This window comes from Roseateles sp. Mitsp63, from assembly GCF_059491535.1.
Genome location: NZ_CP168509.1, coordinates 5,509,206 through 5,534,169, shown reverse-complemented (window position 1 = coordinate 5,534,169; position 24,964 = coordinate 5,509,206). Strand labels below are relative to the sequence as shown.

Annotated in this window: 25 protein-coding genes; 7 read left to right on the top strand and 18 right to left on the bottom strand. The window is 70.8% G+C overall.

Annotation, left to right across the window (positions count from 1 at the left end; all coding sequences use genetic code 11):
- Nucleotides 1-66: 66 nt before the first annotated feature.
- Entirely contained in the window at nucleotides 67-717 is a 651-nt protein-coding gene (locus ACEN96_RS24055) for a TetR/AcrR family transcriptional regulator (protein ID WP_495585543.1), read from the bottom strand.
- Between the two features lie 140 nt (nucleotides 718-857).
- On the opposite strand from ACEN96_RS24055, the gene ACEN96_RS24050 reads away from it, so the two are divergent.
- The gene (locus ACEN96_RS24050; RefSeq protein ID WP_495585542.1) at nucleotides 858-1,175 is read left to right on the top strand and encodes a DUF3331 domain-containing protein; all 318 of its coding nucleotides are present in this window, start codon (nucleotides 858-860) and stop codon (nucleotides 1,173-1,175) included.
- A gap of 16 nt (nucleotides 1,176-1,191) precedes the next feature.
- Here the strand turns inward: ACEN96_RS24050 and ACEN96_RS24045 are convergent, their stop codons facing one another.
- The 9 genes from ACEN96_RS24045 to ACEN96_RS24005 form a co-directional block, all read right to left on the bottom strand.
- Nucleotides 1,192-2,562: an SLC13 family permease gene (locus ACEN96_RS24045; RefSeq protein ID WP_495585541.1), complete on the bottom strand. Its 1,371-nt coding sequence runs from the start codon at nucleotides 2,560-2,562 to the stop codon at nucleotides 1,192-1,194.
- Nucleotides 2,563-2,728: 166 nt separating this feature from the next.
- Nucleotides 2,729-3,646, bottom strand: coding sequence for an ACP S-malonyltransferase (locus tag ACEN96_RS24040; RefSeq protein WP_495585540.1), 918 nt, complete (start codon nucleotides 3,644-3,646; stop codon nucleotides 2,729-2,731).
- 13 nt (nucleotides 3,647-3,659) lie between these two features.
- Nucleotides 3,660-4,532, bottom strand: coding sequence for a triphosphoribosyl-dephospho-CoA synthase MdcB (mdcB, locus tag ACEN96_RS24035; RefSeq protein ID WP_495585539.1), 873 nt, complete (start codon nucleotides 4,530-4,532; stop codon nucleotides 3,660-3,662).
- 10 nt (nucleotides 4,533-4,542) lie between these two features.
- On the bottom strand, nucleotides 4,543-5,223 hold the full coding sequence (mdcG, locus tag ACEN96_RS24030; protein ID WP_495585538.1) for a malonate decarboxylase holo-[acyl-carrier-protein] synthase: 681 nt from the start codon (nucleotides 5,221-5,223) through the stop codon (nucleotides 4,543-4,545).
- Between the two features lie 30 nt (nucleotides 5,224-5,253).
- Complete coding sequence (locus ACEN96_RS24025; protein WP_495585537.1) at nucleotides 5,254-5,955, bottom strand: biotin-independent malonate decarboxylase subunit gamma; 702 nt, start codon at nucleotides 5,953-5,955, stop codon at nucleotides 5,254-5,256.
- Nucleotides 5,956-5,973: 18 nt separating this feature from the next.
- The gene (locus ACEN96_RS24020) at nucleotides 5,974-6,882 is read right to left on the bottom strand and encodes a biotin-independent malonate decarboxylase subunit beta (RefSeq protein WP_495585536.1); all 909 of its coding nucleotides are present in this window, start codon (nucleotides 6,880-6,882) and stop codon (nucleotides 5,974-5,976) included.
- The gene (mdcC, locus tag ACEN96_RS24015; RefSeq protein WP_495585535.1) at nucleotides 6,879-7,202 is read right to left on the bottom strand and encodes a malonate decarboxylase acyl carrier protein; all 324 of its coding nucleotides are present in this window, start codon (nucleotides 7,200-7,202) and stop codon (nucleotides 6,879-6,881) included. Before mdcC ends, ACEN96_RS24020 begins: the two co-directional genes overlap by 4 nt.
- A gap of 59 nt (nucleotides 7,203-7,261) precedes the next feature.
- On the bottom strand, nucleotides 7,262-8,941 hold the full coding sequence (mdcA, locus tag ACEN96_RS24010) for a malonate decarboxylase subunit alpha (protein WP_495585534.1): 1,680 nt from the start codon (nucleotides 8,939-8,941) through the stop codon (nucleotides 7,262-7,264).
- Nucleotides 8,942-9,048: 107 nt separating this feature from the next.
- Nucleotides 9,049-9,963: a LysR substrate-binding domain-containing protein gene (locus ACEN96_RS24005; RefSeq protein WP_495585533.1), complete on the bottom strand. Its 915-nt coding sequence runs from the start codon at nucleotides 9,961-9,963 to the stop codon at nucleotides 9,049-9,051.
- Between the two features lie 279 nt (nucleotides 9,964-10,242).
- On the opposite strand from ACEN96_RS24005, the gene ACEN96_RS24000 reads away from it, so the two are divergent.
- Nucleotides 10,243-11,109 carry a DUF8813 domain-containing protein gene (locus ACEN96_RS24000; protein WP_495585532.1) on the top strand — a complete coding sequence of 289 codons (867 nt, stop codon included), beginning with the start codon at nucleotides 10,243-10,245 and terminating at the stop codon, nucleotides 11,107-11,109.
- Between the two features lies 1 nt (nucleotide 11,110).
- Nucleotides 11,111-11,707: a DUF4411 family protein gene (locus ACEN96_RS23995; protein WP_495585531.1), complete on the top strand. Its 597-nt coding sequence runs from the start codon at nucleotides 11,111-11,113 to the stop codon at nucleotides 11,705-11,707.
- On the opposite strand, the gene ACEN96_RS23990 is transcribed toward ACEN96_RS23995, so the two are convergent.
- The 3 genes from ACEN96_RS23990 to ACEN96_RS23980 form a co-directional block, all read right to left on the bottom strand.
- Complete coding sequence (locus ACEN96_RS23990; protein WP_495585530.1) at nucleotides 11,665-12,531, bottom strand: HEAT repeat domain-containing protein; 867 nt, start codon at nucleotides 12,529-12,531, stop codon at nucleotides 11,665-11,667. The two genes, ACEN96_RS23995 and ACEN96_RS23990, sit on opposite strands and share 43 nt — an antisense overlap.
- A gap of 74 nt (nucleotides 12,532-12,605) precedes the next feature.
- On the bottom strand, nucleotides 12,606-13,931 hold the full coding sequence (locus ACEN96_RS23985; RefSeq protein ID WP_495585529.1) for an ABC transporter ATP-binding protein: 1,326 nt from the start codon (nucleotides 13,929-13,931) through the stop codon (nucleotides 12,606-12,608).
- Between the two features lie 10 nt (nucleotides 13,932-13,941).
- On the bottom strand, nucleotides 13,942-15,669 hold the full coding sequence (locus ACEN96_RS23980) for an ABC transporter permease (RefSeq protein WP_495585528.1): 1,728 nt from the start codon (nucleotides 15,667-15,669) through the stop codon (nucleotides 13,942-13,944).
- 281 nt (nucleotides 15,670-15,950) lie between these two features.
- On the opposite strand from ACEN96_RS23980, the gene phnX reads away from it, so the two are divergent.
- The 3 genes from phnX to ACEN96_RS23965 all read left to right on the top strand — a co-directional run bounded on the left by phnX (nucleotide 15,951) and on the right by ACEN96_RS23965 (nucleotide 18,769).
- Nucleotides 15,951-16,802, top strand: a complete 852-nt coding sequence (gene phnX / locus ACEN96_RS23975; protein WP_495585527.1) for a phosphonoacetaldehyde hydrolase — start codon at nucleotides 15,951-15,953, stop codon at nucleotides 16,800-16,802.
- A gap of 64 nt (nucleotides 16,803-16,866) precedes the next feature.
- Complete coding sequence (locus tag ACEN96_RS23970) at nucleotides 16,867-17,502, top strand: glutathione S-transferase family protein (protein ID WP_495585526.1); 636 nt, start codon at nucleotides 16,867-16,869, stop codon at nucleotides 17,500-17,502.
- 355 nt (nucleotides 17,503-17,857) lie between these two features.
- Nucleotides 17,858-18,769, top strand: a complete 912-nt coding sequence (locus ACEN96_RS23965) for an NAD(P)-dependent oxidoreductase (protein WP_495588675.1) — start codon at nucleotides 17,858-17,860, stop codon at nucleotides 18,767-18,769.
- 408 nt (nucleotides 18,770-19,177) lie between these two features.
- Here the strand turns inward: ACEN96_RS23965 and fur are convergent, their stop codons facing one another.
- The 4 genes from fur to ACEN96_RS23945 form a co-directional block, all read right to left on the bottom strand.
- Nucleotides 19,178-19,639, bottom strand: coding sequence for a ferric iron uptake transcriptional regulator (gene fur / locus ACEN96_RS23960; RefSeq protein WP_495585525.1), 462 nt, complete (start codon nucleotides 19,637-19,639; stop codon nucleotides 19,178-19,180).
- Nucleotides 19,640-19,668: 29 nt separating this feature from the next.
- Complete coding sequence (locus tag ACEN96_RS23955; protein WP_495588674.1) at nucleotides 19,669-20,850, bottom strand: PepSY-associated TM helix domain-containing protein; 1,182 nt, start codon at nucleotides 20,848-20,850, stop codon at nucleotides 19,669-19,671.
- A 21-nt stretch (nucleotides 20,851-20,871) separates the two neighbouring features.
- Nucleotides 20,872-21,054, bottom strand: coding sequence for a hypothetical protein (locus ACEN96_RS23950; protein ID WP_495585524.1), 183 nt, complete (start codon nucleotides 21,052-21,054; stop codon nucleotides 20,872-20,874).
- Nucleotides 21,055-21,182: 128 nt separating this feature from the next.
- Complete coding sequence (locus ACEN96_RS23945; protein WP_495585523.1) at nucleotides 21,183-22,907, bottom strand: FAD-dependent oxidoreductase; 1,725 nt, start codon at nucleotides 22,905-22,907, stop codon at nucleotides 21,183-21,185.
- 76 nt (nucleotides 22,908-22,983) lie between these two features.
- Between ACEN96_RS23945 and ACEN96_RS23940 the strand changes: the two genes are divergently transcribed.
- A complete protein-coding gene (locus ACEN96_RS23940; protein WP_495585522.1) occupies nucleotides 22,984-23,475 on the top strand; it encodes an acyl-CoA thioesterase in 492 nt (163 codons plus the stop codon).
- On the opposite strand, the gene gshA is transcribed toward ACEN96_RS23940, so the two are convergent.
- The gene (gene gshA, locus ACEN96_RS23935; protein WP_495588673.1) at nucleotides 23,476-24,942 is read right to left on the bottom strand and encodes a glutamate--cysteine ligase; all 1,467 of its coding nucleotides are present in this window, start codon (nucleotides 24,940-24,942) and stop codon (nucleotides 23,476-23,478) included.
- Between the last annotated feature and the right edge of the window lie 22 nt (nucleotides 24,943-24,964).

Here is a 24,964-nt window from a genome sequence, read left to right as displayed (position 1 = left end):
GTATGCCCGTGTATCCGGCGGGGCAGGGAAAGACGTTCCGATGCTCGCCGATACAGCGCCGCGCGTTCAGCGCAGCAGATGCAGCGCCACCTCGGTCAGTTCGCGCTTGAAGCGGACCGGATCGTCCGGCAGCGGCGACACCGCCCGCAGCACATGGCTGTAGGCCACCGTCTTGCTGATGCCCTGCATCAGCAGCGAGAACAGCAGCGTCGGATCGCAGCGATGCAGCTCGCCCGCATCCATCGCGTCCTGGAACAGCGGCAGGGAGACCTCGTTGAACGGCCGCACGATCGCGTCCACCAGCACGTTGAGCCGCTCGCCTTCCTCGGCGGTCGCCGTCGAGAAGAAGATCCCGATGTCCGGATGCTCGAAGACCCGGTCGATGAACAGCAGCAGGCAGCGCTCGACGCGCTCGCGCGGCCCCAGCGACGCGTCGCCGCGCAGCGCGCCCGTCGCACTCAGCATCGGATCCAGCAGCACCTTGATCTGCTCGACCACCGCCAGCCACAGCGCCTCCTTCGAGCCGAAGTGGTGCGCGATCAGCGCCGGATCGACATCGGCCTGGCGCGCGATGTCGCGCACGCTGGTGGCCTCGTAGCCGCGCAGCGCGAAGCTGCGCCGCGCCGTCCTCAGCAGATGGTCCGCGCCTGGTGCACAGTCCGCGCTCGGCCGCCCGCGCCGCCGGGGCGCCCCGGCTGACTTCGGGGTCTTGCTCATTCGATGCCCGCCTTTGTTATATTCATCAAGCGTTGAATTATTTCAGGCTTTGACGCCGGATTGTCGGCGGACGTGAAAGGCGGTGCGGCATGCACAGGGATCTCGCAAGCGACCCAACCCGTGACGGTTGGCTGCGCACGGTGTCATGGCTCGGCAACGGCGGCGTGCCGGACGGGCTGCTGGCCTCGCCCTCCCGGGCGGGCATCACGCGCGCGTCGCCGACCATCCACGTGCTGGACCGTCCCACCCCGCGCACCGCCGCCATCTCCTGGTCCGACCCCGGCGCCTGCCATTACGGCTACCAGATCTGGGACATGGTGCCGTCCAGGCGCGATGGCACCTGCGTGCTCAGCGGCTGCGCCATCCGCGCCGGCGACATGATCTACACGCCGCGCGTCGACGAGCCGTCGCCGATCAACGCCGGGGAGATGATCGCGGCGGCCTTTGTTGACGCATGAAGTCGACGCGTGAGCCTCACAGGACCACGAACAGGCCCCAGACCACGGCCGGCGCGATGACGGTGACCGCCGCGCCGTAGAGCAGCAGCAGGCGGAAGAAGCGGTCGCGGTCCATGCCCTTGGCATTGGCCAGCACGAGCGCGCCATTGGTCGAGAACGGGCTCACGTCCACGATCGTCGACGACACCGCCATCGCGGCGATGAACCCGATCGCCATGCCGGCGTTGTCGCCGGTCAGGAAGGGCACCCCGAGCGGAATCAGCGAGCCCAGCACCGCCGTCGACGACGCGAAGGCCGACACCACCGCCCCCACGAAGCACAGCAGCAGCGCCGCCAGCAGCGGCGAGGTCAGGTCCGCGACGCTGTTGCCGACGTAGGCGATCGTCCCCATCTTCTCCATCACGCCCACGTAGGTGCTCACGCCGACGATCAGCATGATCTCCGGCCACGACACCTGGCCCAGCGCGCTCTTCTGCAAGCGTGGCTGCATCAGGCTCAGCGCCAGGCCGATGGTGATCGAGACGAAGCCGATGTCCAGCTTGTAGCCCAGCGTCAGCACCGCCAGCAGCAGCAGGCCCAGCGCGGTGATCACCTGATGGAAGTCGGTCCGCGCGAAGGTCTGCGTCTGCACCTGACCCAGCATCGAGGACCGGTTGGCCGCGACCCGCTGCCCCTCGCCATAGGAGGCGGCCTCGGCGTCGCCGAAGATCTGCGGGCCGCCCTGCGCGCGCGCCACCGGCGCAATGGGCGCGATGTCGGCGTCCTCCGCCACGCGGCCGCGCCGCACCAGCGCCGGCCCGCCCAGCGCGATGAACAGGCCCAGCGCCACCGCGAAGTTCACGCCGAAGCTCGCGAGCATGGTCGTGATCTCGCTCAGCGGCAGGCCGGCCTTGGCGACGATCTTGTTGGTGATGCCGCCGTAGATGCTCATCGGCGAGAAGCCGCCGGCCTGCGCGCCATGGATGACCATCAGGCCCATCATCAGCGGATGGATGCCGTGCCGCGCCGCGAAGCCCAGGGCGATGGGCGCGATGATCGCCACCGCCGCCGGACTGACCGCGCCCACCGAGGTCAGCAGCGCCGCGATCAGGAACATGATCCACGGGATGGCCGCGATGCGGCCGCGCACGCCGCGCACCGCGAGCCGCACCAGCCAGTCGATCGTGCCGTTGTTCTGCGCCAGCGCGAAGAGGTAGGTGATGCCCGCCAGCGTGAGGAACAGGTCGGCGGGGAAGCCCGCCATGATGGCCTTGGCGTTCATGCCGGCGACCAGCGTGCCGACCAGGAAGGCGCCGACGAACGCGAGCACGCCCATGTTGACCGGCAGCGCCGTGGCGACCACGAACATGGCCGCGAGCGGCAGGATCGACATCCAGTGAACCGTCATGCTTGTCTCCGGTGGCGGCGGCTCCGGCATGTCGAACGCCGGCCGCCTTGTGTCTTGTGTCTTGTGTCTTGTGGGCCGGACGGTATCGGCGGCGTGGGGCCGCTTCAATCAAGCACGTCAAGAGACCGTTACGGCCGCTGCAACGATCGAGGGTGAACCCGGGCGCTCAGCCCGCGCAGCGGGCGATCCAGGCGAGCACGCCGCCGAGGGTGCGGAACTCGTCGGCGGAGCGCGCCGGGATGGACGGGTGACGCTGCTGCCACAGCCGCGCGAGCGCCTGGCCGCCGCCGATCTCGAGCACGCAGGATGGCGCGCGCGCCGCGAGCTGATCCATCACCTCGTCCCAGCGCACCGTCGCGGCGATCTGGCGCGCGAGTCCGCTTCTCGCCTCCTCGGCACGCCACACGCGATTGGCGCTGCTGTCGAAGAGGGGAAGCGATGGCGTCTTCAACGGCACGGCGGCCAGCGCGTCGTCGAAGGCCTCGGCGGCCTCGCGCATCAGCGGCGTGTGCGACGCGACCGACACCGCCAGCCGCGTGCTGCGCCCGCCCCGCGCGATGACGGCCGCTTCAAGCGCGTCGAGCGCGTCCAGCGGTCCGCCGGCCACGGCGGAGTCCTCGCCGTTGCGGATCGCCACGCTGGCGCGCGTGCCACTGAGCAGGACCTCCAGCGTCCTTGCATCGATGCCGGTGATGCCGCTGAGGCCGCCGGGTTCCCGCGTGCTCGCCTCATCCATGAAGGCGGCGCGACGGCGGGCGAGGGCGATCGCCTCGTCGGCGGTGAACACGCCGGCCGCGGCGCAAGCGGCCAGTTCGCCCACGCTGTAGCCCGCCACGGCGTCGACCTCGAGCGAGGCGGCCTCCATCGCCGTCCGCAGCTGCGACCACGCCGAGAGCCCCGTCGCGGTGAGCAGCACCTGCGCATGCGCATTGACGCGGGACCAGGCCGGATCGGAGAGCGCGGCGCGCCAGTCCTCCACGCCGAGGATCGCGCGCAGGCGCTGAAGCCGCTCGTCCTCGCGCAGCCACGGCAGCATCTCGGGATGCTGGTTCCCTTGACCGCTGAAGACGATGGCGACACTCACGTCACCGCTCCCGTCACGGCCCCATCCCGCTGCCGAGCGCGCCTATCCTGCGCATCCAGCAGAGGGCGGCGAGCATGTCGGCCGAGCCGCCGGGCGAGAGCCAGCGGGCCTCGAACTCGAGCGAGAGCCGATCCGCGCGGCGCATCGCGTCCGGATGGGCCGCGCCGCCGAGATCGAGGAACTCGCGCGCGGCGCCTTGCGCGAAGCGCAGGCCCGCCAGGCCGCCGCGATGCGCGAGGTTGCTGTCGTCGAGGACGGCCATCAGATGGAAGAAGGTGTCGAGCCGCGCGCGTTCGGCCGAAAGGCCTCGCGCGAATGCGGCGCGCATCGCCGGGACGCCGGTGTCGAAGACCGCCGGAAAGCCAAGCGCCGCTTCCTCCGACGCGCTGCGGAGTCCGAGCTGTCGCGCCGCGATGCCGCCGGGCAGCGAGGAGGGGCGCGACGCGCGTTGACGGAGCGCCTCGCCCCAGCGAGCGATCAGCGTCGAACGGATCGCCGTGGGCGTCAATGGCCAGCGCGTCGCGGCGGCCGCACCCGCTGCCGCGCACAGCAGCCCGAGCAGGAAGATCGCGCCGCGATGCGTGTTGACGCCGCTCGTGGCCGCGAACATGCGGGCTTCGGCGTGGACGCCGGCGCGCTCCAGCTCGGAGAAGGGCGCGCCGCGCGCGCCGAGATCGGCGATCTCCACGAAGTAGGGCCGCAGCGCCGCCATGCTGCGCAGGAAGGTCCGCGCGTCCATGTCGCGGTGGCTGCCGCTGCTGCTCAGCGTGACGAGGCCGGGTTTGGGCGACAGCGCCAGCTCGTCGTGCAGCGCGAGCACCGCGGCGCGGCCGAGGTCCTCCGCGCTCAGGGCGAGTGGCGCGGACGCGGGCGCGATCGACAGCATCGCCAGGCCCTCAGGCCGCGGCCTTGAGGGCGCGGACGATCTCGCCCAGCGAGGTCGCCAGCCGGCTGCCGCCCATCGACTTCACCAGGATCGAGCGCGTGCCTCCCGCGCGCCAGGTGAGCCACTCGCGCCACGACACGGCACTGTCGCCATCGAAGACGAGCTCGCCGTCCAGGCGCAGGCCAGCGATCTCGGTGCCGGCCAGCAGCGCGGCCATCGCGTCGGCCTGCTCGGCGCCGGTCACGCCGAGCCAGAGGTCGGTGTCGGAATCGGTCCGCACATGGGCCATTCCGGTCAGCGCCTGCCAGCCGTAGCTGCCGTAGACGCGCGGCTGGACGCCGCCGGCCTGCGCGGCGCGGCAGAACTCATCCCAGGCCGGCCGGGTTCGCGCGGGCAGCAGCTTCGTGATCGCGCGGGCGGCCGGGAACTCGTCGAAGAACAGCACCTCGCGACGCGCCAGGCTCACGCCGATGCGGCGGGATTCCCAGCGCAGCGGCGCGGACAGCCCCGCCGCGATCCAGTCGGGCTCGCTGCCCGCGTCGCAGCGCTGCTGCGTCACCACCAGCGGCAGGCCGCGGGAGGACCACAGCGTCAGGCATTCACGCTCGACCGGATCGCGCGCGTTCGCGCGCAAGCGGTCCCATGCGGCCGGCGTCGGACGGATCAGTTGATGGCGATGAAGTCGCGTCATGACGGCGTCTCCCGGAATGGATGTCCGCGATCAGGCGGCGTCGAGCACGCGCTGCATGACCGAGGCCGCGAGGCGCCGGCCGCCGCGCGCCGCGCCCTCGATGGCGCGGCGGTCCTCGGCCGTGGCGTCGGCCAGCGCCTGCCTCAGCGCCTCGCGCAGGTCGCCGCGCCAGAGCCGCCGCACGCCGCCCATCGCGACGTAGTTCTCGACGCCCGGCGCGAAGACCGGGTTGAACTTGGAGAGCTCCTCCAGCATGGCCTCCGGCAGCTTGGTCACGCGCGACATCGCCGGGATGCGCATGACGCGGATCTCGGCCTCGGGCAGCGCGTCGCAGGCATCGGCGATCAGCCCCGACGTGATGAACCCGCCGGACAGCGCCTGGTCGTAGACGAGGCCCAGCACGCGATGGCCGCGGCGCCGCGCCAGGTCGATGGCCATCCCGAGATGCGCCATCGCGCGGTTGATGCCGAGCAGTTCATCGCGCCGGCGCAGCTGCTGCCCCTGGGTGTCGATGAGCAGCAGGATGGCCCTGCCGGGATGCCGGGCGATGGTGTCCAGCACGACGCGCGCCTGCGCCAGCGCGAGCCGGACGCCGATCGGCGCATGGTGCGTCGTGCCGACGACGGTCAGCGGCTGCCCGTCGACCTCCGCCGTGCCGTGCAGGAAGTCGCCGTCCAGGGTCAGCATCTCGGCGGAACCGAACAGCGTGGCGGCCAGGGTGTTCCAGTCCATGTCTTGTCCTTCCGGGGGTCAGCGCGCCAGCGCGCGCAGCGGCACCACGTCCGCCACGTCCAGATCCGGCACGCGCGCCGCGTCCTCGACGCCGAGCCGGCGCCACAGCGCGGCCGCGTCGTCGCCGTCGCCGTCGCCGTCGACCGGCGCGTCGAGGAGCGCCAGCCGCGCGGCGAGCAGCGCGTGCTCGGCTTCCAGCGACTCGGGCGTGACCGGCCGCGCGGCGGGCAAGGCCTTCATCGCGTCGATCGCGGCCTGGCGGAAGGCGGCGACGTCGTCCTCGACCAGCGCATCGCAGTCGCCCGTCAGCCAGCGGTGCTTGCCGCCGGTCGTGCGCCAGACCAGCGCGCGATCGCGGGCGTCGAACTCCTCGACGCCATGGGAGGCCTCGATCACCTCGGGCCCGGACATCGCCAGGCGGCCGACGTCGCTCATCACGACGCTGTCGAGGCAGCGGGCCACGATGCCCATGCCGCCGAAGCATCCGTTGGCCGCGCCGATCAGGCCGATGACCGGGATGCCGGCGTCGCGGACGTCGAGTACCGCGCGCATCACCTCGGAGACCGCGATGAGACCGGCATTCGCCTCGTGCAGCCGCACGCCGCCCGAGTCGAGCAGCAGCAGCACCGCCGCGGGGCGGTCGCGCAGCGCGCGGCGCAGCAGTCCGGTGAGCTTGGCGCCGTGGACCTCGCCCACGCCGCCGCCCATGAAGGCGCCTTCCTGCGCGGCGGCGAACACCGTCCGCCCATCGAGCGTGGCGCGGCCGATGGCGATGCCGTCATCGAACGCCGAGGGCACGCCGAGCTGCGCCAGATGCGGGCTCATCAGGCGCTCCTGCGGCGGCAGCCACTCGTGGAAGCTGCCCGGATCGAGCAGCAGGGCCAGGCGCTCGCGCGCCGGGCATTCGGCATAGGACTGGGCGGTCATGGGCGCAGCTCCTGGACGGCCTGGTCGAGCCGCAGGCTGACGACGGCGGGCGTGGCGCCCATGTCGTTGATGGACACACGCACGCCGGCCAGGCCGTGACGGCGATGGAAGTCGTCGAGCACCGCCTGCCAGATCGGCGCGAAGCCGCGCGCCGAGGTCTGCACGCGGACCGCGCAGTCGGCGCCGTCGCCGGGCTCGAGCATCACCTCGAGGTTGCCGGAGCCGACCACGCCGACCAGCACCGGCGCGAAGGCCGGCACGGCGCGCGTGCCGGCGAAGCGGAAGTCCAGGGTCTCGAGACCGGGTGGGAGGGGTGTCATGGCGTGTCGTGGTCGTGCGGTCGTGCGGTCGTGCGGGCGGGGGGGCGCGGGCTCGCGGCTCACCAGTTGCGGAAGCGCTTCGGCGGGCGGTACAGGCCGCCGGAAGCGCGCACCAGGTCGCGCATGCCGCGCGCGGCGAGCAGGTTGCGGGTGGCCAGGCGCGGATCGATGCCCAGGTCCTCGGGGCGCCGGATCACGCCGCGGTCGCGCAGGTTCTCCACGGCGCGGCGGTCCCGGCCCAGGCCCACCGCGGTGTAGCCGGCGACGCCGCGGATGGCCTGCTCGCGCTCCGCGTCGTCGCGGCACAGCAGCAGGTTGGCGATGCCTTCCTCGGTGAGGACATGGGTGACGTCGTCGCCGTAGATCATGATCGGCGGCAGGTCCATGCCGGCCTGGCGCTGCAGCTCCCAGGCGTCCAGCGTCTCGACGAAGGCGGGCTGCATGTGCTCGCGGAAGGTCTCCACCATCTGCACCACCAGCTTGCGGCCGCGCGGCGTGGCGGCGGCGCCGCTCTGATGGGCGCGCGCCTCCTGGCCCGCCTTCAGCCAGGCGGGGCTGGCGTGGCGGCGGCCGCGCGCGTCGGCGCCCATGTTGGGCGCGCCGCCGAAGCCGGCGATGCGCCCCAGCGTTGCCGTCGAGCTGTTGCCCATCAGGTCCATCTGCAGCGTCGAGCCGATGAACAGGTCGCAGGCGTAATGCCCGGCCGCCTGGCAGAACGCGCGGTTGCTGCGCAGGCTGCCGTCGGGGCCGGTGAAGAAGACGTCCGGGCGCGCGCGCAGGTAGTCCTCCATGCCGAGCTCGGAGCCGAACGAATGCACCGACTCCACCCATCCGGCCTCGATCGCCGGGATCAGCGCGGGATGCGGGTTCAGCGCCCAGTGGCGGCAGATCTTCCCCTTCAGGCCGAGCGATTCGCCGTAGGTGGGCAGCAGCAGTTCGATCGCGGCGGTGTCGAAGCCGATGCCGTGATTCAGGCGCTGCACGCCGTACTCGGCGTAGATGCCCTTGATGGCCATCATCGCCATCAGCACCTGGATCTCGCTGATCTGCGCCGGGTCGCGGGTGAAGAGGGGCTCGATGAAATGCGGTGTCGGCGCGAGCACCACCATGTCGATCCAGTCCGCCGGCACGTCGACGCGGGGCAGGGCGGTGCCTTCGGGCAGCAGCTCGTTGACCTGCGCGATGACGATGCCGCCCGAGAACGCGGTCGCCTCGACGATCGCGGGCGTGTCCTCGGTGTTGGGACCGGTGTAGAGGTTGCCGTGGACGTCGGCGGCCTGGGCCGCGATCAGCGAGACCTTGGGCGTGAGGTCGACGAAGTAGCGGGCGAACAGCTCGAGGTAGGTATGGATCGCGCCGATGCGCAGCCGGCCGGCGGAGAGCAGCTTGGCGAGCCGCGCGCCCTGCGGGCCGGAGAAGCTGAAGTCGAGCAGGCTGGCGATGCCGCGCTCGAAGACGTCCAGGTGCTCGGGCAGCGCGATCACCGACTGCACCAGGTGCAGGTCGTGGATGCGGGCGGGATCGAGCTGGACCAGCGCCTTGGCCAGGAAGTCGGCCTGCTTCTGGTTGTTGCCCTCGAGGCAGACGCGGTCGCCGGGCCGGAGCACGGCGTGGAGCAGGTCGACGATGGCGCCGGTGTCGACGCGCTTGCCGGTCAGGCGCGCGCCGAGCGCGTCCCGGGCCGCGGCGAGCCGGGCGGCGCGGTCGCGGGCCTTGGTGTCCATGGGGATGCGGTCCATGGGCACGGACGGTACGGGGGGCGCGGCGCCCGATCAATCAACCGCGCCGCCCGACGGTTACGGCGAGCGGAACGGTCGGGAACGGTCCGGTGGCGCTCGATGGGCGGTCAGCCGCCGGCCAGGCGCAGCGTGCGGCTGGCGGCGAGCAGCGCCAGCAGGTTGGGGTCGCGCTCGCGGGCGCGGAGGAAGCACAGCGCGATGGTCTGGCGCACGGCGTAGCGGTCCTGCAGCGGGACCAGCCGGACGCTGGGCGGGAGCACGGCGCGCACGCGTCCGGGCAGCAGCGTGCAGCCGATGCCGCCGCCCACGAGGTTCATGAGCGAGAAGATGTCGTTGGTCTTCATCACGATCTGCGGCTCGAAGCCGGCGATGCGGAAGGCGTCGAGGAAGCGGCTGTAGGTGACGAAGCCCTCCTGCAGGCTGACGAAGCGTTCCTCGACGCAGTCCTGCAGGTCGATCGCCTCGCGGCGGGCGTAGGGCGAGCCGGCCGGGGCGGCGAAGTAGAGGGTGTCCTCGAACAGGGCGTGGGTCTCGATGTCGGTGGCGCCCTCGGGCAGGCCCATGACGGCGGCGTCGAGGGTGCCGTCGCGCAGGCGCTGGGTCAGGTCGGCGTTGGAGCCCAGGATCAGTTCGGCCTGCACGTCGGGCTTGCGGGTCTTGAGCGCCATGATCATGGACGGCACGGTGCCGCTGGTCAGCGAGTACAGCGAGCCGATGCGGATGCGTTCGGCCGCGTAGCCGGCGAGGGCGCGGGTGGCGTTGATGCCCTCGTCCATGCGCTGGAGGATCTCGCGGCCGACGTCGGCGAGCGCGTGGGCGGCGTCGGTGGGCTGCAGGTTGCGGCCCTCGAGGCGGAACAGCGCGCAGCGCGTGCCGGCCTCCAGCGAATGCAGCGCGCGGTGCACGCTGACGGCGCTGGTGCCCAGCTTCTCCGCCGCGCGCGCGAGGCTGCCGCTCTCCAGGAACGTGATCAGGATCTCGAGCTTGCGGAAGGTGATCTCTTCGCTGATGCGGGGGAGCATGGGCAGGCTGCGGCGCAGTGGGGGAAGGCGCTCATTGTGCGGCTGGCGAAGGCGGGGTGCAGATATTGCGGAGCCGGACCGGCGCTGCTCCCACATGCCGGCGCTCAAGAGTCTTCGCTGAATCGCGCCAGGCGACGCCGTCCAATGGCGATTCCAAGGCAGCCGGGACGACATCGATCGAGGAGGGACGGTGCCGTCTTCCACCTGAAGCTGCATGTCTCGATCGAGGCCAATCTCTCAATGAATTGAGGATCGCGCCCCGGCGAATGACGCAGTGCAATGGGCACCATGGAATGCAATCAACACCTGGGCCCCTTGCTGCGGACGGCCCGAGAGACCATCAACGCTCCGCAGCCCATGATGTTCGAACCGGCGCGGGCGACCTTCCGCGGCCGATATGGCCGGAATCTCGCTGCCACGCTGCGCCGTTGCGAGCGACGGCAGGGGTGGTACCGGGATTTCCTCCTCGAAGACGATGAAGATCCGCTGGCGTTCGTCGGCGGCGGCGTCGCGGGAGGCAAGGTCGACGGCGCCGCCCGGATCATTGAATTCATCCTGACGCGTTCGACTCACCCCCTGCGCGGGCCCGCCGCGCGAGGCGATCTGTTCGACGCCATCGTCGACATGACCGAGTCGGCAAGGATCCTCGTGATGGTGGATGACATCGTTTCGCGCGATATCCCGTCGCATCTGGCGGCTGAGCTCGACGTCGACTTTCGCGGCATCACGCTGGCTGACGATCTGGCGCCCGTGATCTTCATCAACGGCGCGCTGGACATGGAGGAGCGCCTGCGCTCGCTGGTGTGGCATCTCGCCTTGCTCTGGCTGGGGATCTCGGGCGTCAGTGGCGAGAGGGCCAGCGGCGAAACGATCTGTCCCGTGGCGCGCTGGTGCGATGAGGTGGCCGGCTTGGCCATCGGCGCGCTCACTCGAGCCGCGTACGAGCATTCGCTGGTGCTGGACCCCGCTCCCAAGCCCGACGTCTGCATGCAAGCGACCACGCGCGCCAGTCGCCGCTTCTCCCGCGCTCTGGTGGATCACACCATGAGTTCCAGGACTCAGTTCACCGAAGCCTTCCGGCTGCTGGGCGTTCCCAACAGCGACCTGTTCATGGCCATCGGCCGCTCTTTCGAAGGCAGGACCTGAGATGGCTTATCTGCTTGACGCCAATACGCTTCTGGAAGCGAAGAACGTTCACTACGGCATGGACTTCTGTCCGGCCTTCTGGCGCTGGCTGACCGTCAGTCATGCGGATGGCCAGATCTTCAGCATCACGCAGGTCCGGGACGAACTCCTCGACGACGTCATCCGTCCATGGGTGAATGCGCAATCGCCCGATTTCTTCCTCTCCAAGGACGCGACGGTCGAACTGAAGCTCGGCGAGCTCGTGCAATGGGTCAACCGACAGAAGCTGCTTGATACGGTGATTCTGGAATTCATCGACTCCGCGGACATGTACCTCGTGGCTCACGCGATGGCGCGTGGCCATACGGTTGTGACCTGGGAAAAGTCTGCTCCCGAATCGAGGAAGAAGATCAAGATTCCAGACGTGTGCGCGGCCATGGGCGTCCGCTGCATCGAGCCGCATCTGATGCTTCGCGAGCTGAGGGCCCGCTTCGTGCTCGGACCCGTGCACGAGCCCTACGAAGGGGCGAATCTTGCGGGCGTCGATTCTGCGAGAAGCACTTTTGCGGCGGATGCTCAGGAAGCTTTGCTGACTTCGGTGCCAACGGGAACCGCCTGACTCGAACAAGCTTCCAGCGCGTCGTCCAGCCGCGCCTGCCAGTACGCGTTCGTGGATGACGGGCCGGCGACCTTGGTCAGCGCCTTCAGCGGCTCAACCAGCCGTGGGTCGGCGAGCGCCTCCGCGGCATCCAGTTCGTAGACATGGCAGTCGGGCGTGAGCAGCTTGATCAGCGCTTCGACGATGCCGTCGTCTCCACGCCGCGCGAGCCCGACCAGCGCTTCCCCGCGCACATCGAGGTCGTCATCGCTCAGGTTGCGGCGCAGCGCCGCGCGGATCTCCGGCGTGTCGTCGTCGCGCAGCGTGCCCAGGCCGAAGGTGGCCCAGTCCCGCACCTCATTCGACGGATCGGAGGAAAGGCGGATCAAGCCTTCGATCGCTTCTGGCTCTTCGTAGGACCCCAGCGCCACGGCGACCTGCCATCGCATCTGGCTGTCCGTGCTCGTCGCGAGCCGCAGCAGCGCCTCCACGCTGGCCGCGTGCGGCCGGTGGCCCAGTCCGCCCACCGCCGCGCGGACCACGTCGTGATGCGGGTCCGACAGACCCCGCAGCAGGAGCTGCTGGGTCTCGGCCTCCGCGAACATGGTGCATTCGCCTTGCACCCGGCGCGTCAGCTGGCTGGCGATCGACAAGGCGACGGCGCGGCGCCGCGCGCGCGGGCTCGCGCTCATCGCGGTGATCGTCGCCAGCAGCGACGGCGACCCTCTCAACTGGAGTTCCTGGATGGCGCGCCAGCCGGCGTCGGCATGCCAGTGCCGCAGCGCCTGGCGCAGCAGGCGGTCGGTGCTGTGAGACTTCAGCCGGGAACGGGCAAGGCGTTTCATCGGGGCAGGCTCGAGGACGCGAAGCCTCGACTCTATCCATCCGGCCCAACCCCAGCCGATCGCCGCCCGGCCGATCAGCGCGTCGCCGTGTCGTCCTCGCCCGTCGGCAGCCGCAGCGCACCGGTGTTGTAGTCGTACTCGAACACCTCGCCGTGCCGCGCCCAGGTCACCGCGGTCTGCAACACCGCATCGGCCTCGGTGTCGTCCAGGTGCTCGCTGAGCAGGCGCAGCACCGGCTTGTCCGGCATCACGCCGCTCGGCTCCTGCTCCAGGCTGTGGCGGATGTGCGCGATCAGCGGCACATGCGCCATCAGCTGCTGGCCGAAGAGGTCGCGCCGCAGGCCATGCGAGCCCTCGACGTAGCGCCGCCCCAGCGGCGTCAGCTGCAGGTCGCCGCTGTCGAGCTGCGCCAGCCCCAGCAGCGCCAGCGCGTGCGCGACGGGCAGCAGCTCCGAGTCCGGCAGGCCCGCCTCCTCGCACAGCTGCGGCAGGTCCGCCCGGCCGTCGAAGGGCGATTCGGTGAGCAGCTCCAGCAGGCCGTCCATCCGCGCCACGTCCGCCGCCGGCAGGCGCTCGGCCAGCGGGGCCGGCGCCGTCGCCGCGTCCACCGCGCCGGCCGTGCGCGCCGGGCGCGCCGCGCCGGCCGTCATCAGCGCATAGACCTCGTCGATCAGCGCGCGCACGTCGGCGCTCTCCGGATCGCGCGGCCGCGGCAGCTGCACCGACAGCTGGCAGCGGATCCGCCCCGGGTCGCTCGCGAAGATCAGCACGCGGTCGGCCATCATCACGGCCTCCTCGATGTTGTGCGACACCACCAGCATCGCCCGCGTCGGCATGTGCCCGCCGTCCCACAGCTCCAGGATGTCCTCGCGCAGCCGCTCGCCGGTCAGCACGTCCAGCGCCGAGAAGGCCTCGTCCATCAGCAGCACGTCCGGATCGGTCACCAGCGCGCGCGCGATGCCCACCCGCTGCCGCATCCCGCCCGACAGCTCGCGCGGCAGCGCGCCTTCGAAGCCGCCCAGCCCGATCAGCGCGATCGCCGCCTCGGCCCGGGCCTCGCGCTCGGCCTTGGCGACGCCGCGCGCCTCCAGGCCCAGTTCGACGTTCTGCTGCACCGTCAGCCACGGGAACAGCGCGAACGACTGGAACACCATGCTCACGCCCCGCGCCGGTCCCGACAGCGGCTGGCCGCGATAGCGCACCTGGCCCGCGTCGGCCGGCACCAGCCCGGCCATGATCCGCAGCAGCGTGCTCTTGCCCGAGCCCGACTGGCCCAGCAGCGCCACGATCTCGCCCTCGCGCAGATGGAAGTCCACGTCCTCCAGCACGGGCCGCGGATGGCCGTCGGCCGAGCGGAAGCGCTTGCCGACGCCGTGGAGTTCGATGATGGATGCGGTCATGCCGGTGTCCTCACAGGTGCATGCGGTCCTCGGCCAGCCGGTACAGGCGCCGCCAGACGAAATGGTTCAGGCTCATCACGAAGATGCACATCACGCCGATGCCCAGCGCGATGCGCGGGAAGTCGCCCTTGGCGGTCATCTCCGCGATGTAGCTGCCCAGGCCATGGGCCTGCAGCGTGGTGTCGCCCCAGGAGACGTACTCGGCCACGATGCTGGCGTTCCAGGAGCCGCCGCTGGCGGTGATCGCGCCGGTGACGAAGCTGGGGAACACCGCCGGCAGCAGGTAGCGCCGCCACTTGAGCCAGCCGCTCAGGCCGAGGTTGCGCGCCGCGTGGCGCAGCTCGGCCGGAATGCTGGACGCGCCCGCGATGACGTTGAACAGCAGGTACCACTGCGTGCCGAAGATCATCAGCGGCGACAGCCACACGTCCGGGTTGAGCTTCCAGCGCACGATCAGCACCACCACCACCGGGAACAGCAGATTGGCCGGGAAGGCCGCCAGGAACTGCGCCACCGCCTGCAGCCGGCCGGACCAGCGCGGGTTCATGCCGATCCAGATCCCGACGGGCACCCACACCAGCGCGGCCAGCGCGATCAGCACCATCACGCGGATCAGCGTCAGCAGGCCCAGGCCGAAGACATGGCCGGCCTCGCCCCAGCCGACCTCGCTGTGGACGAAGCGGATCAGGTGGTAGAGCGCCACCATCACCGCCGCGGCGATCACCGCGTCCCAGGCGCGCTGCCAGGTGGCGCTGGCGATGCGCGGCCGCGCGCGGATGGAGGTGCCGTCATGGTGGCGGCGGAACCAGACCAGGCTGCCCTCGAGCCGCGCCACGGTCCAGGCCGCGACGCGCCGCGTCAGCGAGGTGCGGCGCAGCCAGTTCAGCATCCAGGAGTTGGGCGCGGCGTCGGTGCCGCTGTCCTCGAAGCGGAACTTGTCCGCCCACGCCACCAGCGGCCGGAACACCAGCTGGTCGTAGAGCAGGATGCCGACCAGCATCGCCACGATGGCCCAGCCGATGGCGCCGAGATCGCGGGCCTCGATCGCCAGCGCGATGTAGGAGCCCACGCCGGGCAGCTTGATGCTCTGGTCGGAGACCGCGATCGCCTCCGACGCGACGACGAAGAACCAGCCGCCCGACATCGACATCATCATGTTCCACAGCAGCCCGGGCATCGCGAAGGGCAGCTCCAGGCGCCAGAAGCGCTGCCAGCCGGAGAGCTGGAACACGCGCGCGGCCTCGTCGAGCTCGGACGGCACGGTGCGCAGCGACTGGTAGAGGCTGAAGGCCATGTTCCAGGCCTGCGAGGTGAAGATCGCGAAGATGGCCGCGCATTCCACGCCCAGCAGGTTGCCGGGGAAGAGCGCGATGAAGCCGGTCACCGTGATCGACAGGAAGCCCAGGATGGGGATGGACTGCAGGATGTCGAGCATCGGCACCAGCACCTTCTCGGCGGCGCGGACCTTGGCGGCGAGCACCGCGAAGACCGCGCTGAAGAGCAGCGCCAGCACCATCGCGGCCAGCATGCGCAGGTTGGTGCGCAGCAGGTAGTAGGGCAGGTGGGACGGGTCCAGCGACAGCGGCAGCGGATCGCCCAGCGCGAAGGGGCGGGCCATCTGCGCGGCGCCGTAGGCCAGCAGGACCAGCAGCGCGAGCACCAGCGGCAGCAGGGCCCAGTCCCAGCGGTTGGTGCCGGCCTCGACGGCCGGGCGCGGATAGTAGTGGCGGCGGTCCATGAGCGTCGCTTTCTCGTTCTGCATGGCGCGCGGGGCGGCCTCCCTCGAAGGCCTGCCGCGCGGAGCTGCGCAGGATGCCCGGGCCGCCCTTCAGAAACCTGTCCGGGGTCTGGCCGCAGCCTGTCGCGTCCGCGAGCCTAGCGCCGAAGTCCTTCGGCGGCGTCGAAGCACGAGTTCAGCAAGAGGCCATCGCGGCGCTCCTTCGGGCAGATGGCTCGGCTGTCATGTTCGTTTCATAGAGTGCCGGCATCCGCTCACCGCCTCGTCCTCGGGACCCACGCATGACCTCCACCGCTTCCGCCATGGCGCCGACCCACGCGACGCCCTATCCGCATCTGCAGGCCGTCGTCTTCGACTGGGCCGGCACGCTCGTCGACCACGGCTCGCTGGCGCCGACGCAGATCTTCGTCGACGCGTTCGCGACCTTCGGCATCGCATTGACGCTCGACCAGGCGCGCGGCCCGATGGGCCTGTCCAAGCGCGACCACATCCGCACGCTGCTCGAGGATCCGCGGTTGCAGTCGCAATGGCGCGCGCGCCTTGGCCAGCCGTCGACCGATGCCGACATCGACGCGATCTACGAGCGCTTCATGCCGATGCAGATCGAGAAGGTCGGCCGCTACTCGCAGCCGATCCCGGGCGCGCCCGACGTGCTGGCGGCGCTGCGGCGCGCGGGGCTGAAGATCGGTTCCTGCTCGGGCTATCCGCGCCAGGTGCTGGATGTGCTGCTGCCACAGGCCAAGGCCGATGGCATCGAGGCCGACTACGTCGTGGCGGGCGACGAACTCCCGGCAGGCGGCCGCCCGGGGCCGTTCATGGCGCTGGCCAACGTGCTGGCGCTGGGCATCGGCGACGTGCGGGCCTGCGTGAAGGTCGACGACACGGCGCCGGGCATCGAGGAAGGCCGCCGCGCCGGCATGTGGGCCGTGGGGCTGAGTCTGTCGGGGAATGAGACCGGCCTGACGCTCGAGCAGTTGCAGGCGCTGCCGGATGCCGAGGTCGCCGCTCGGCGCGCGGCCGCGGCGGAGCGCCTCCTGGCGGCGGGCGCGCACCTGGTGATCGACTCGGTCGCCTCGCTGCCGAAGGCGCTGGCCGAGATCGACGCGCGGATGGCGCGCGGCGAGCGCCCTTGAGCGCGGATTGACGCCGGGGAGGGCATCCCCTCCAATGCGCCTTTGCTTTCACGGGGCACGCGGCATGGGATGGACGCTCTTCGGATCGGCGGCATCGGGCTCGACGGCGGTCGAGGCGGCGCTGATCCTGCTCGGCATCGACTTCGACCTGATCGAAGGCGCCACCTGGGCGGAGGAGGCGGCCCGCGTGCGGGTCGGCGCGACCAATCCGATGCGGCAGATCCCGACGCTGGTCGACGACGGCGGCCGCGTCATGACCGAGAGCGCCGCGATCCTCATTCATCAGGCCGATGCGCATCCACAGGCGCGGCTTGCGCCGCTGGTTGGTGATCCGCGGCGGCCGGAGTTCCTGCGCTGGATGGTGTTCGTGTCGTCGGCGATCTACTCGCTGCACTGGATCAAGCCCGACGTGACGCGCATCGGCGCCCGGCCGGAGCAGCGCGATCAGGTGGTTGACGCGGTGCATGACCGGATCGCGTTCTGCTGGAGCGTCATGGACGCGCAGGTGACGCCGGGGCGCTACCTGCTCGGCGACGAGCTGACGGTGCTGGACCTCTACGTGGCGGTGGTGTCGCGCTTCGGCCCTTGGCGCGAGCGCTTCCACGAAGCGGCGCCGCGGATGACGCCCGTGGTCGAGCGTGTCGATGCCGACCCGCGGCTGCAGAACTTCTGGCGCGCAAGGTTTCCGCTCGAGGACTGAGGCGCCCTCTTTCGCCCGCAAGCGGGCGAGGGGGTAAGACAGGGCTGCCCGCACTTGCCTTGCGCAAGAACTCCCTCGCCCCCCGCGAGGGGGGAGAGGGCAGGGGAGAGGGGGTGCTTCGAAGGGCAGCAGCGCTGTGGCACGAGCCCCCTCTCCCCTCCCTCTCCCCGCGGGGGCGAGGGGGTAAGAAGGAGCGAGTGCCGCCGCCGTGCGAAGCGCGTGCGCGCCTCGGCGGACGTCGCGGAGCCCGCTCCTATCATGGCCGGCGAACCTTCCGCCTTCCTCCGTCTTCCCTTTCGAGGTCGCCGTGTCCGCCACTCCTTCCCCTGCTTCCCGCCGCAAGTTGCTCGTCCTGATGCCGACGGCCGAGACCCATCTGTCGCAGCTCCGCGCGCACCACGACGTGATCTACGCCCCGACCGCCGAGGCGCGCGCGGCGGCGATCGCCGAGCAGGGCGGGGACATCGAGATCGTCCTGACGATCGGCGCGATCGGCCTGCGCGCCGACGAGATCGCCGCGATGCCCAAGCTGCGCGCGGCCGCCGCGCAGGGCGCCGGTTACGAGGCGATCGACGTGGCCGCCGCCAAGGCGCGCGGCATCACGCTGTGGAACGGCGCGGGCACCAACGACTCCTGTGTCGCCGATCACGCGATGGCCTTGCTGCTCGCCTCGGTGCGGGCCTTGCCGCAGCAGGAGCAGGCGCTGCGCGCCGGCGTCTGGCGCGACGCGCTGCCGCTGCGCCCCAGCGTCAACGGCCGCCGGCTGGGCATCCTGGGCATGGGCACCATCGGTCTGCGCATCGCCCGGCGCGCGCTGGCCTTCGACATGGAGGTCGGCTATCACAACCGCCGCGAGCGCCATGACGCGCTCGGCTGCCCGTACTTCGCCACGCCGGTGGAGCTGGCGCGCTGGGCCGACTTCATCGTGGTGGCCGCGCCGGGCGGGCCGGCGACGAAGCACCTGGTCAATGCCGAGGTGCTGAAGGCGCTGGGGCCGCAGGGCCACGTGGTCAACATCGCGCGCGGCAGCCTGGTCGACACGGCCGCGCTGGCCGCGGCGCTCGCCGCCGGCGAACTGGGCGGCGCCGCGCTCGACGTCTACGAATCGGAACCGAAGCCGCCCGAGGCGCTGCTCGGATTCCCCAACGTGATCCTCACGCCGCACATCGCCGGCTGGTCGCCGGAGTCGGTCCAGGCGACCATCGACTTGTTCCTGGAGAACGCCCGGCGCTGGGAAGCCGGTGAGCCGGTGCTCACGCCGCTGTGAACGCGTCGGGCCTTCGTCGAGTGCGTGAAGCGCAGGACCCGACGCCGCGGACGAAAAAAATCCGCTGCCCCGGTGAGGGCAGCGGACCAAGACTTGAGAACTGAAAAAGACAGGTCCCCTCGAGAGGGGACCGCGGCTCCGCGAACGGAACTCCGGAGGCGCCGGCTCGCTAGGATCTCAACCCAGCAGACCCGTCGCCAATCCCAGGCAGGACATGACGCCGATGCACACCACCCAGGCATCCGCGTTGTTCAACGAAGACCAGACCGTTTGCTTGAGCATCTGCATTGCCATCTCCTGTGGCAGCCGTGAATGGCTGCGATGGATGGAAATGTACTGTATGCCCATCCAGTATTCAACAGGGAACTGCCGGATTGTGCGGATTCGCCTCGCCGGCCCGCATGCAGCTCAACGGCGGCGCTTGGCCTGGCATGCCGGATCCGAGCACAGGCCATACAGCGCCAGCGCGTGCTCCACCAGCTCGTAGCCGCGCTCCTCGGCGATCTCCCGCTGACGCTGCTCGATGCCGGCGTCGTAGAACTCCTCGACCCGGCCGCAGGCCAGGCAGACCATGTGATCGTGGTGCTGCGCCGAGTTGAGTTCGAACACCGCCTTGCCGGACTCGAAGTGCTGGCGCGCCAGCAGTCCCGCCTCGACGAACTGCATCAGCACCCGGTACACCGTCGCCAGGCCGATGTCGGCGCCGTCCTGCAGCAGCAGGCGGTAGACGTCCTCGGCGCTGAGGTGGCGCTGGGTCGATTGCTCGAAGATCTGCAGCACCTTGATCCGCGGCAGCGTGGCCTTCAGGCCGCTCGATTGCAGGCTCTCGATCTGGTGTTTCGGGGAGTCGGGCTTGTGGGAGTCAGGCATTGCGGGGAAGCGATCGGGCGGACTGGCGATCAGGCGGCCGCGGTTTCGGGTGATTGGGTCTCGTCCAGGTCACCGGCGGCTCCGGCGGCGCGCCTGGCACCTTTCCTCGCGCCCTGCGGCTTGCGCAGCCACAGGTACAGGCCGCTGCCCAGCACCACGATGGTCGCCACGTCCAGCAGGGCCCAGAGGATCTTCATCGGCATGCCGCCGTAGTCGCCGAAATGCAGCGGCTGCGACACCAGCAGCGCGGTCAGGTACCACGGCAGCTCGGGCGCGGCGGTCAGTTGCGAGGTCCGGGCGTCGATCAGCAGCGGCTGCAGCAGCTTGGAGGTCAGCGGCGTCGACCCCTTCAGGAAGAAGGTGTTGTGGTGCGGGCTGGAGAACGCGGTCCCCGGGAAGGCGATGAACGAGACCTTGCGCTTCTCGCCGGCGTGCATCGCCGTGTCCAGCGACCCCTGCAGCGGCGCGCGTTCCCCGGCCTTGAGCAGCGGCTGGTCCTTGTAGGGCGCCAGCAGCGCGCTGACCTTGTCGTACTGCCAGTACTGCACCAGCAGCTCGGCCCAGGTGTTGATCATCCCGGTCGCGCCGACGACGAAGCACCACACCAGCGTCGCGATGCCGATCAGGTTGTGCAGGTCCAGCCATTTCACGCGCGTGGACCGGTCCTTGCGCACGGCGCCGAAGTCGAGCTTGCGCATGAACGGCGCGTAGAGCACCACGCCGCTGACCAGCGCGATCAGCAGCAGCAGCCCCATGAAACCGAGGAAGAGCTTGCCCGGCAGGCCCGCGAACAGGTCCACGTGCAGCCGGAACATCAGGTCCATGAAGCCCTCGCCGATGCGGTACTCGCGCACGACCAGGCCGGTGCGCGCGTCGACGGCGACGGACTTGTAGTCCGCGGTGGGCTCCGGCGTCGCGGCGAGCGTGAACCACCACAGGCGGGGGTCGTCCTCGTTCTCGCCGGCGTACTGGATGATCAGCTTCGGATGCTGCGCGTTGGCGGCCCGGGCCATCGTGTCCAGCGAGACGCGCCGCCCGTCCATCGCCGCGGGCAGCTCGGGCGCCTCGATCTCGTCGCCCAGCAGGTGTCCGATCTCGTGGTGGAAGATCAGCGGCAGGCCCGTCAGGCACAGCAGCAGCATGAAGAGGGTGCAGATCAGGCTGGTCCACTTGTGGAGCCAGGTCCAGATCCGGATGGCGCGCGAGCTCAGCATCGTCGGGTCCTCTGGAGTTCAGTCCGCCCGCTGGGGCCGCCAGGCAAACCAGGCGATGACCAACACCGGCACGCCCAGCCCGACCCAGGACCAGGTGTCGCCCCAGTCGTCGGAGACCAGCGCCGTGAGCAGTCCGGACGTGCTCAGCAGGCCCAGCGCGATCGGCCAGGCCCAGAGGCGGCGGGATTCGGGAGAAAGCATGACGCGGCTTTCCTGCAAATAACAATTATTCGCATTCTAGAGGCAAGGCCGCGCTTGCGGTGCTCGCGTGAGCGTGCGTCGGGGCGAGGAAAGGAAAGCGCGGGCGGCGTGGCGCCCGCGCGGGGCGCTCAGGCCGGCGCGCGGGCGCCGGCGGGTTGGCCGACGCGTTCCGCGCGCGCCGCGTCCTGCCGGGCGAGGTACTGGTGGATGCTGGCCACGACCTGCGCGCCTTCGCCGATCGCGCCGCCGACCCGCTTGACCGAGCCCGAGCGCACGTCCCCCACCGCGAACACGCCCGGGATGCTGGATTCCAGCAGCTCGGGCTTGTACTCGGACAGCGGGCAGGCGCAGGCCCGGCCGGTGATGATGAATCCAGCCGCGTCGAGTTCCAGCCCGCAATCCGCGATCAGGCCCGTTTCCGGCTCGGCGCCGATGAACATGAACAGGTGCTGCAGCGCCAGCCGGTGCTCCTTGCCATTGCGGCGGTCCCGCCAGGAGACGGCCTCGAGCGCATCGCCTCCCTCGAGCCCACAGAGCTCCTGATGCGGCTGCAGCTCGATGTTGGCGGTGCCCTGGATGCGGTCGATCAGATAGCGGGACATGGTGGCCGCCAGGCCCGGCCCGCGGATCAGCATGATCACCCGGGCCGCGTGATTCGCGAGGAACACCGCCGCCTGGCCGGCCGAGTTGCCGCCGCCGACGATCACGACCGTCTGCCGGCTGCAGATGCGGGCCTCGATCGGCGAGGCCCAGTACCAGACGCCGCGGCCCTCGAAGCGGGAGAGCGCCTCGAGCTCCGGGCGGCGGTAGCGCGCGCCGGTGGCGATCACCGCGGTGCGCGCGCGCACGGTGCGGCCGTCCTCGAGCGACAGGCGCAGTTCGTCCTCGACGCCGTGGCGCTCGCAGCTCATCGCCGTGACCTTCGCTGGGATCAGCATGTCCGCGCCGAACTTCTGCGCCTGGACGAAGGCCCGGCCCGCCAGCGCCTGGCCGGAGATGCCGGTCGGGAAGCCGAGGTAGTTCTCGATCCGGGAACTCGCGCCGGCCTGTCCGCCGAACGAGCGGCAGTCCAGCACCAGCACCGACAGGCCCTCGGACGCCGCGTACACCGCCGACGACAGGCCGGCCGGCCCGGCGCCGATGATGGCGACGTCATACAGCTCGGTGCGCTCGCGCATGTCGACGATGCCCATGCAGCGCGCGACCTCGTCGTCGCTCGGGTCGACCAGCACCTCGCCGCCGGGGCAGATGACCAGCATCTGCACGCCCTCGGTCATGTACTGCGCGGCCAGGGCGCGGGCGTCGTCGTTCTGGTCGGGCTCGAGCTGCTGGTGCGGGTAGCCGTTGCGGCCGAGGAAGCTGCGCAGCCGCATCACCGGCGCGGCCTTGGCGCGGCCGATCAGCGTCGCGCCGCTGGCGCCGGCCTCGATCAGGCCGACGCGGCGCAGGATGAAGGCGCGGGTCAGGCGCTCGCCCAGGTCCGCCTCGGCGATCAGCAGCGCGCGCAGCTGCGGCGGGCTGACGTCGACGGCCTCGACCTCGGTCTCGGCGATCGCGTCGATGAACGACGGCCGGCCGCTGAGCTGGCCGACCTCGCCGAGGAAGCCGCCGGGGCCGTGGCGGTGGATCGGCGTGACGTGGCCCAGGCTGTCGCGCTGCGAGACGGTGATCTCGCCGCTGAGGATCAGCAGCATGCCCATGCCGGCGTCGCCGGCGCGGACCACCCATTCGCCTTGGGAATACCGCCGGAAGCGGCCGAAACGCGCCACCCGCGCGATGTCGGCGACGCCGAGCGCGGGGAACATCTGGGCACCGCGCGTCTCCGCGATGTTGGGCTGCTGGACCTGGGCCATGGAACCTCCTGGCGCGCACCCTAACCGACGCGCGTGCCAGCGGCAAGCGCCGGAAGGGAGAGTAGGATCGCGCGCCATGGACCTCCCCTCGCATCAACTGACGATGACGGTGCTGATGACGCCGGACATGGCCAACTTTTCCGGCAATGTCCACGGCGGCACCATCCTGAAGCTGCTCGACCAGGTCGCCTACGCCTGCGCGAGCCGCTACGCGGGGCGCTACACGGTGACGCTGTCGGTGGACCAGGTGATGTTCCGCCAGCCCATCCACGTCGGCGAGCTGGTCAGCTTCCTGGCCTCGGTGAACTACACCGGCACCTCGTCGATGGAGATCGGCATCAAGGTGGTGACCGAGAACATCCGCGACCAGGTGGTGCGGCACGCCAACAGCTGCTTCTTCACGATGGTGGCGGTGGGCGAGGACAGCCGCCCGGTGCCGGTGCCGCCGCTGACGCCGGCCACCCCGGACGAGAAGCGCCGCTGGGAGGCGGCGCTCGAGCGCAAGAAGCTGCGCCAGGAGCTGCAGCGCCGTCACGACGAGCTGCGCAGCTCGTCGCTCCCCGGCTGATCAGCCCTGCAGCTGCGCCGGATCGAGGTACTGCTGGCGGAAGGTCTCGAAGTCGATCGTGTCGGCCGCCTCGATCGCGGCCTGCGCCTCGAGCGACGCGCGGGCGGACTTCTCGAAGCGCGCCATCAGGCCCTCCGGCAAGGGCTGCTCGAGCACATGGCGGCGCGCCGCGTCGGACTGCGCCGCGACGAAGCCGAGGTGCGAGTTCTCATGCCGCTCGCGCATCGCCGCCAGCACGCGGGCCGACGGCAGCTGATCCGGCTGCTCCCAGCGCTCGGCCGCCTGCGCCAGCGCCTGGCGATACAGCGAGCCGCCCAGCGCCGCGTCCACCTTGGCCGCGATCGGCGCGAACTCGGCCAGCAGCTCCCGGCCCCAGTCGCGCAGCAGCACCTCGCCGCCGCGGCGTTCCAGCTTCAGGCCCGGCTCGCGGCCGGCCGACGCGGTGCGATGCTGGTTGCGCGCCAGCGCGCCCAGTTCGTCCGGCGTGTCTTTGGGGCTGTCGGTCAGCCAGCAGTGCAGCAGGAAGACGTCCAGGAAACGCATCGTGCTGGCCGCGATGCCGACCGGCTCGAACGGGTCCAGGTCCATGCAGCGGACCTCGATGTACTCGACGCCGCGCTCGCGCAGCGCATGCAGCGGACGTTCGCCGGAGCGGATCGTGCGCTTGGGGCGGATCGTGCCGTAGAACTCGTTCTCGATCTGCAGCAGCGTGGTCGAGAGCTGGTTGTACTCGCCGCCCGGGCTCACGATGCCGACCTTCTCATAGGCGGCGTACGGCCGCGTCAGCGCGTCCTGCAGCGAGGCGGCGTAGCCGTCCAGGCTGTTGTAGCTGACCGAGAGCGAGGCCTGCGCGTCGCTCTGGTAGCCGAGCCGGCCCATGCGCAGCGAGGTGCCGAAAGGCATGTGCAGCGTGCCGTCGGTCAGGGTCTGCAGGCCGTGCTCGCGGCCGGCGACGAAGCTCGCGCACAGCGCCGGCGAGGCGCCGAACAGCGTCAGCAGCAGGAAGGAGTGGCGGCGGAAGTTGCGGATCAGCGCGAAGTGGTCCGCGTTGTCCAGGCCCGGCATCGACCAGTTGTAGTGGATGCCGGAGATCGTCTGCATGCGCCGCCCGTAGCGGTGGCTCAGGCCCATGCGGTAGACGCTCTTGGCGCGGCCGATGTTGGAGGCGCCATAGCGGCCGATCGGGATGGTCTCGTCGGCGGGCAGCAGGCAGGGCATGCTGGATGCCCACATCAGTTCGTCGCCCAGGCTGCGCACGACGGCCTGGTGGATCTCGGTGAGCTCGCGTTCGCAGGCCTCGGCGGAGGCATGCACGCCGGTGATCAGCTCGAGCTGGGATTCGCTGAAATCGGTGGTGACGGTCTCATGCGTCAGCGCCGAGCCCAGCGCCACCGGATGCGGCGTGAGCGCCAGCGAGGCGCCGGTCGGCAGGGCGCGCAGGCTTTCCTTCTCGACCCCGCGGCGCATGCCCGCCAGACGGGCCGGATCC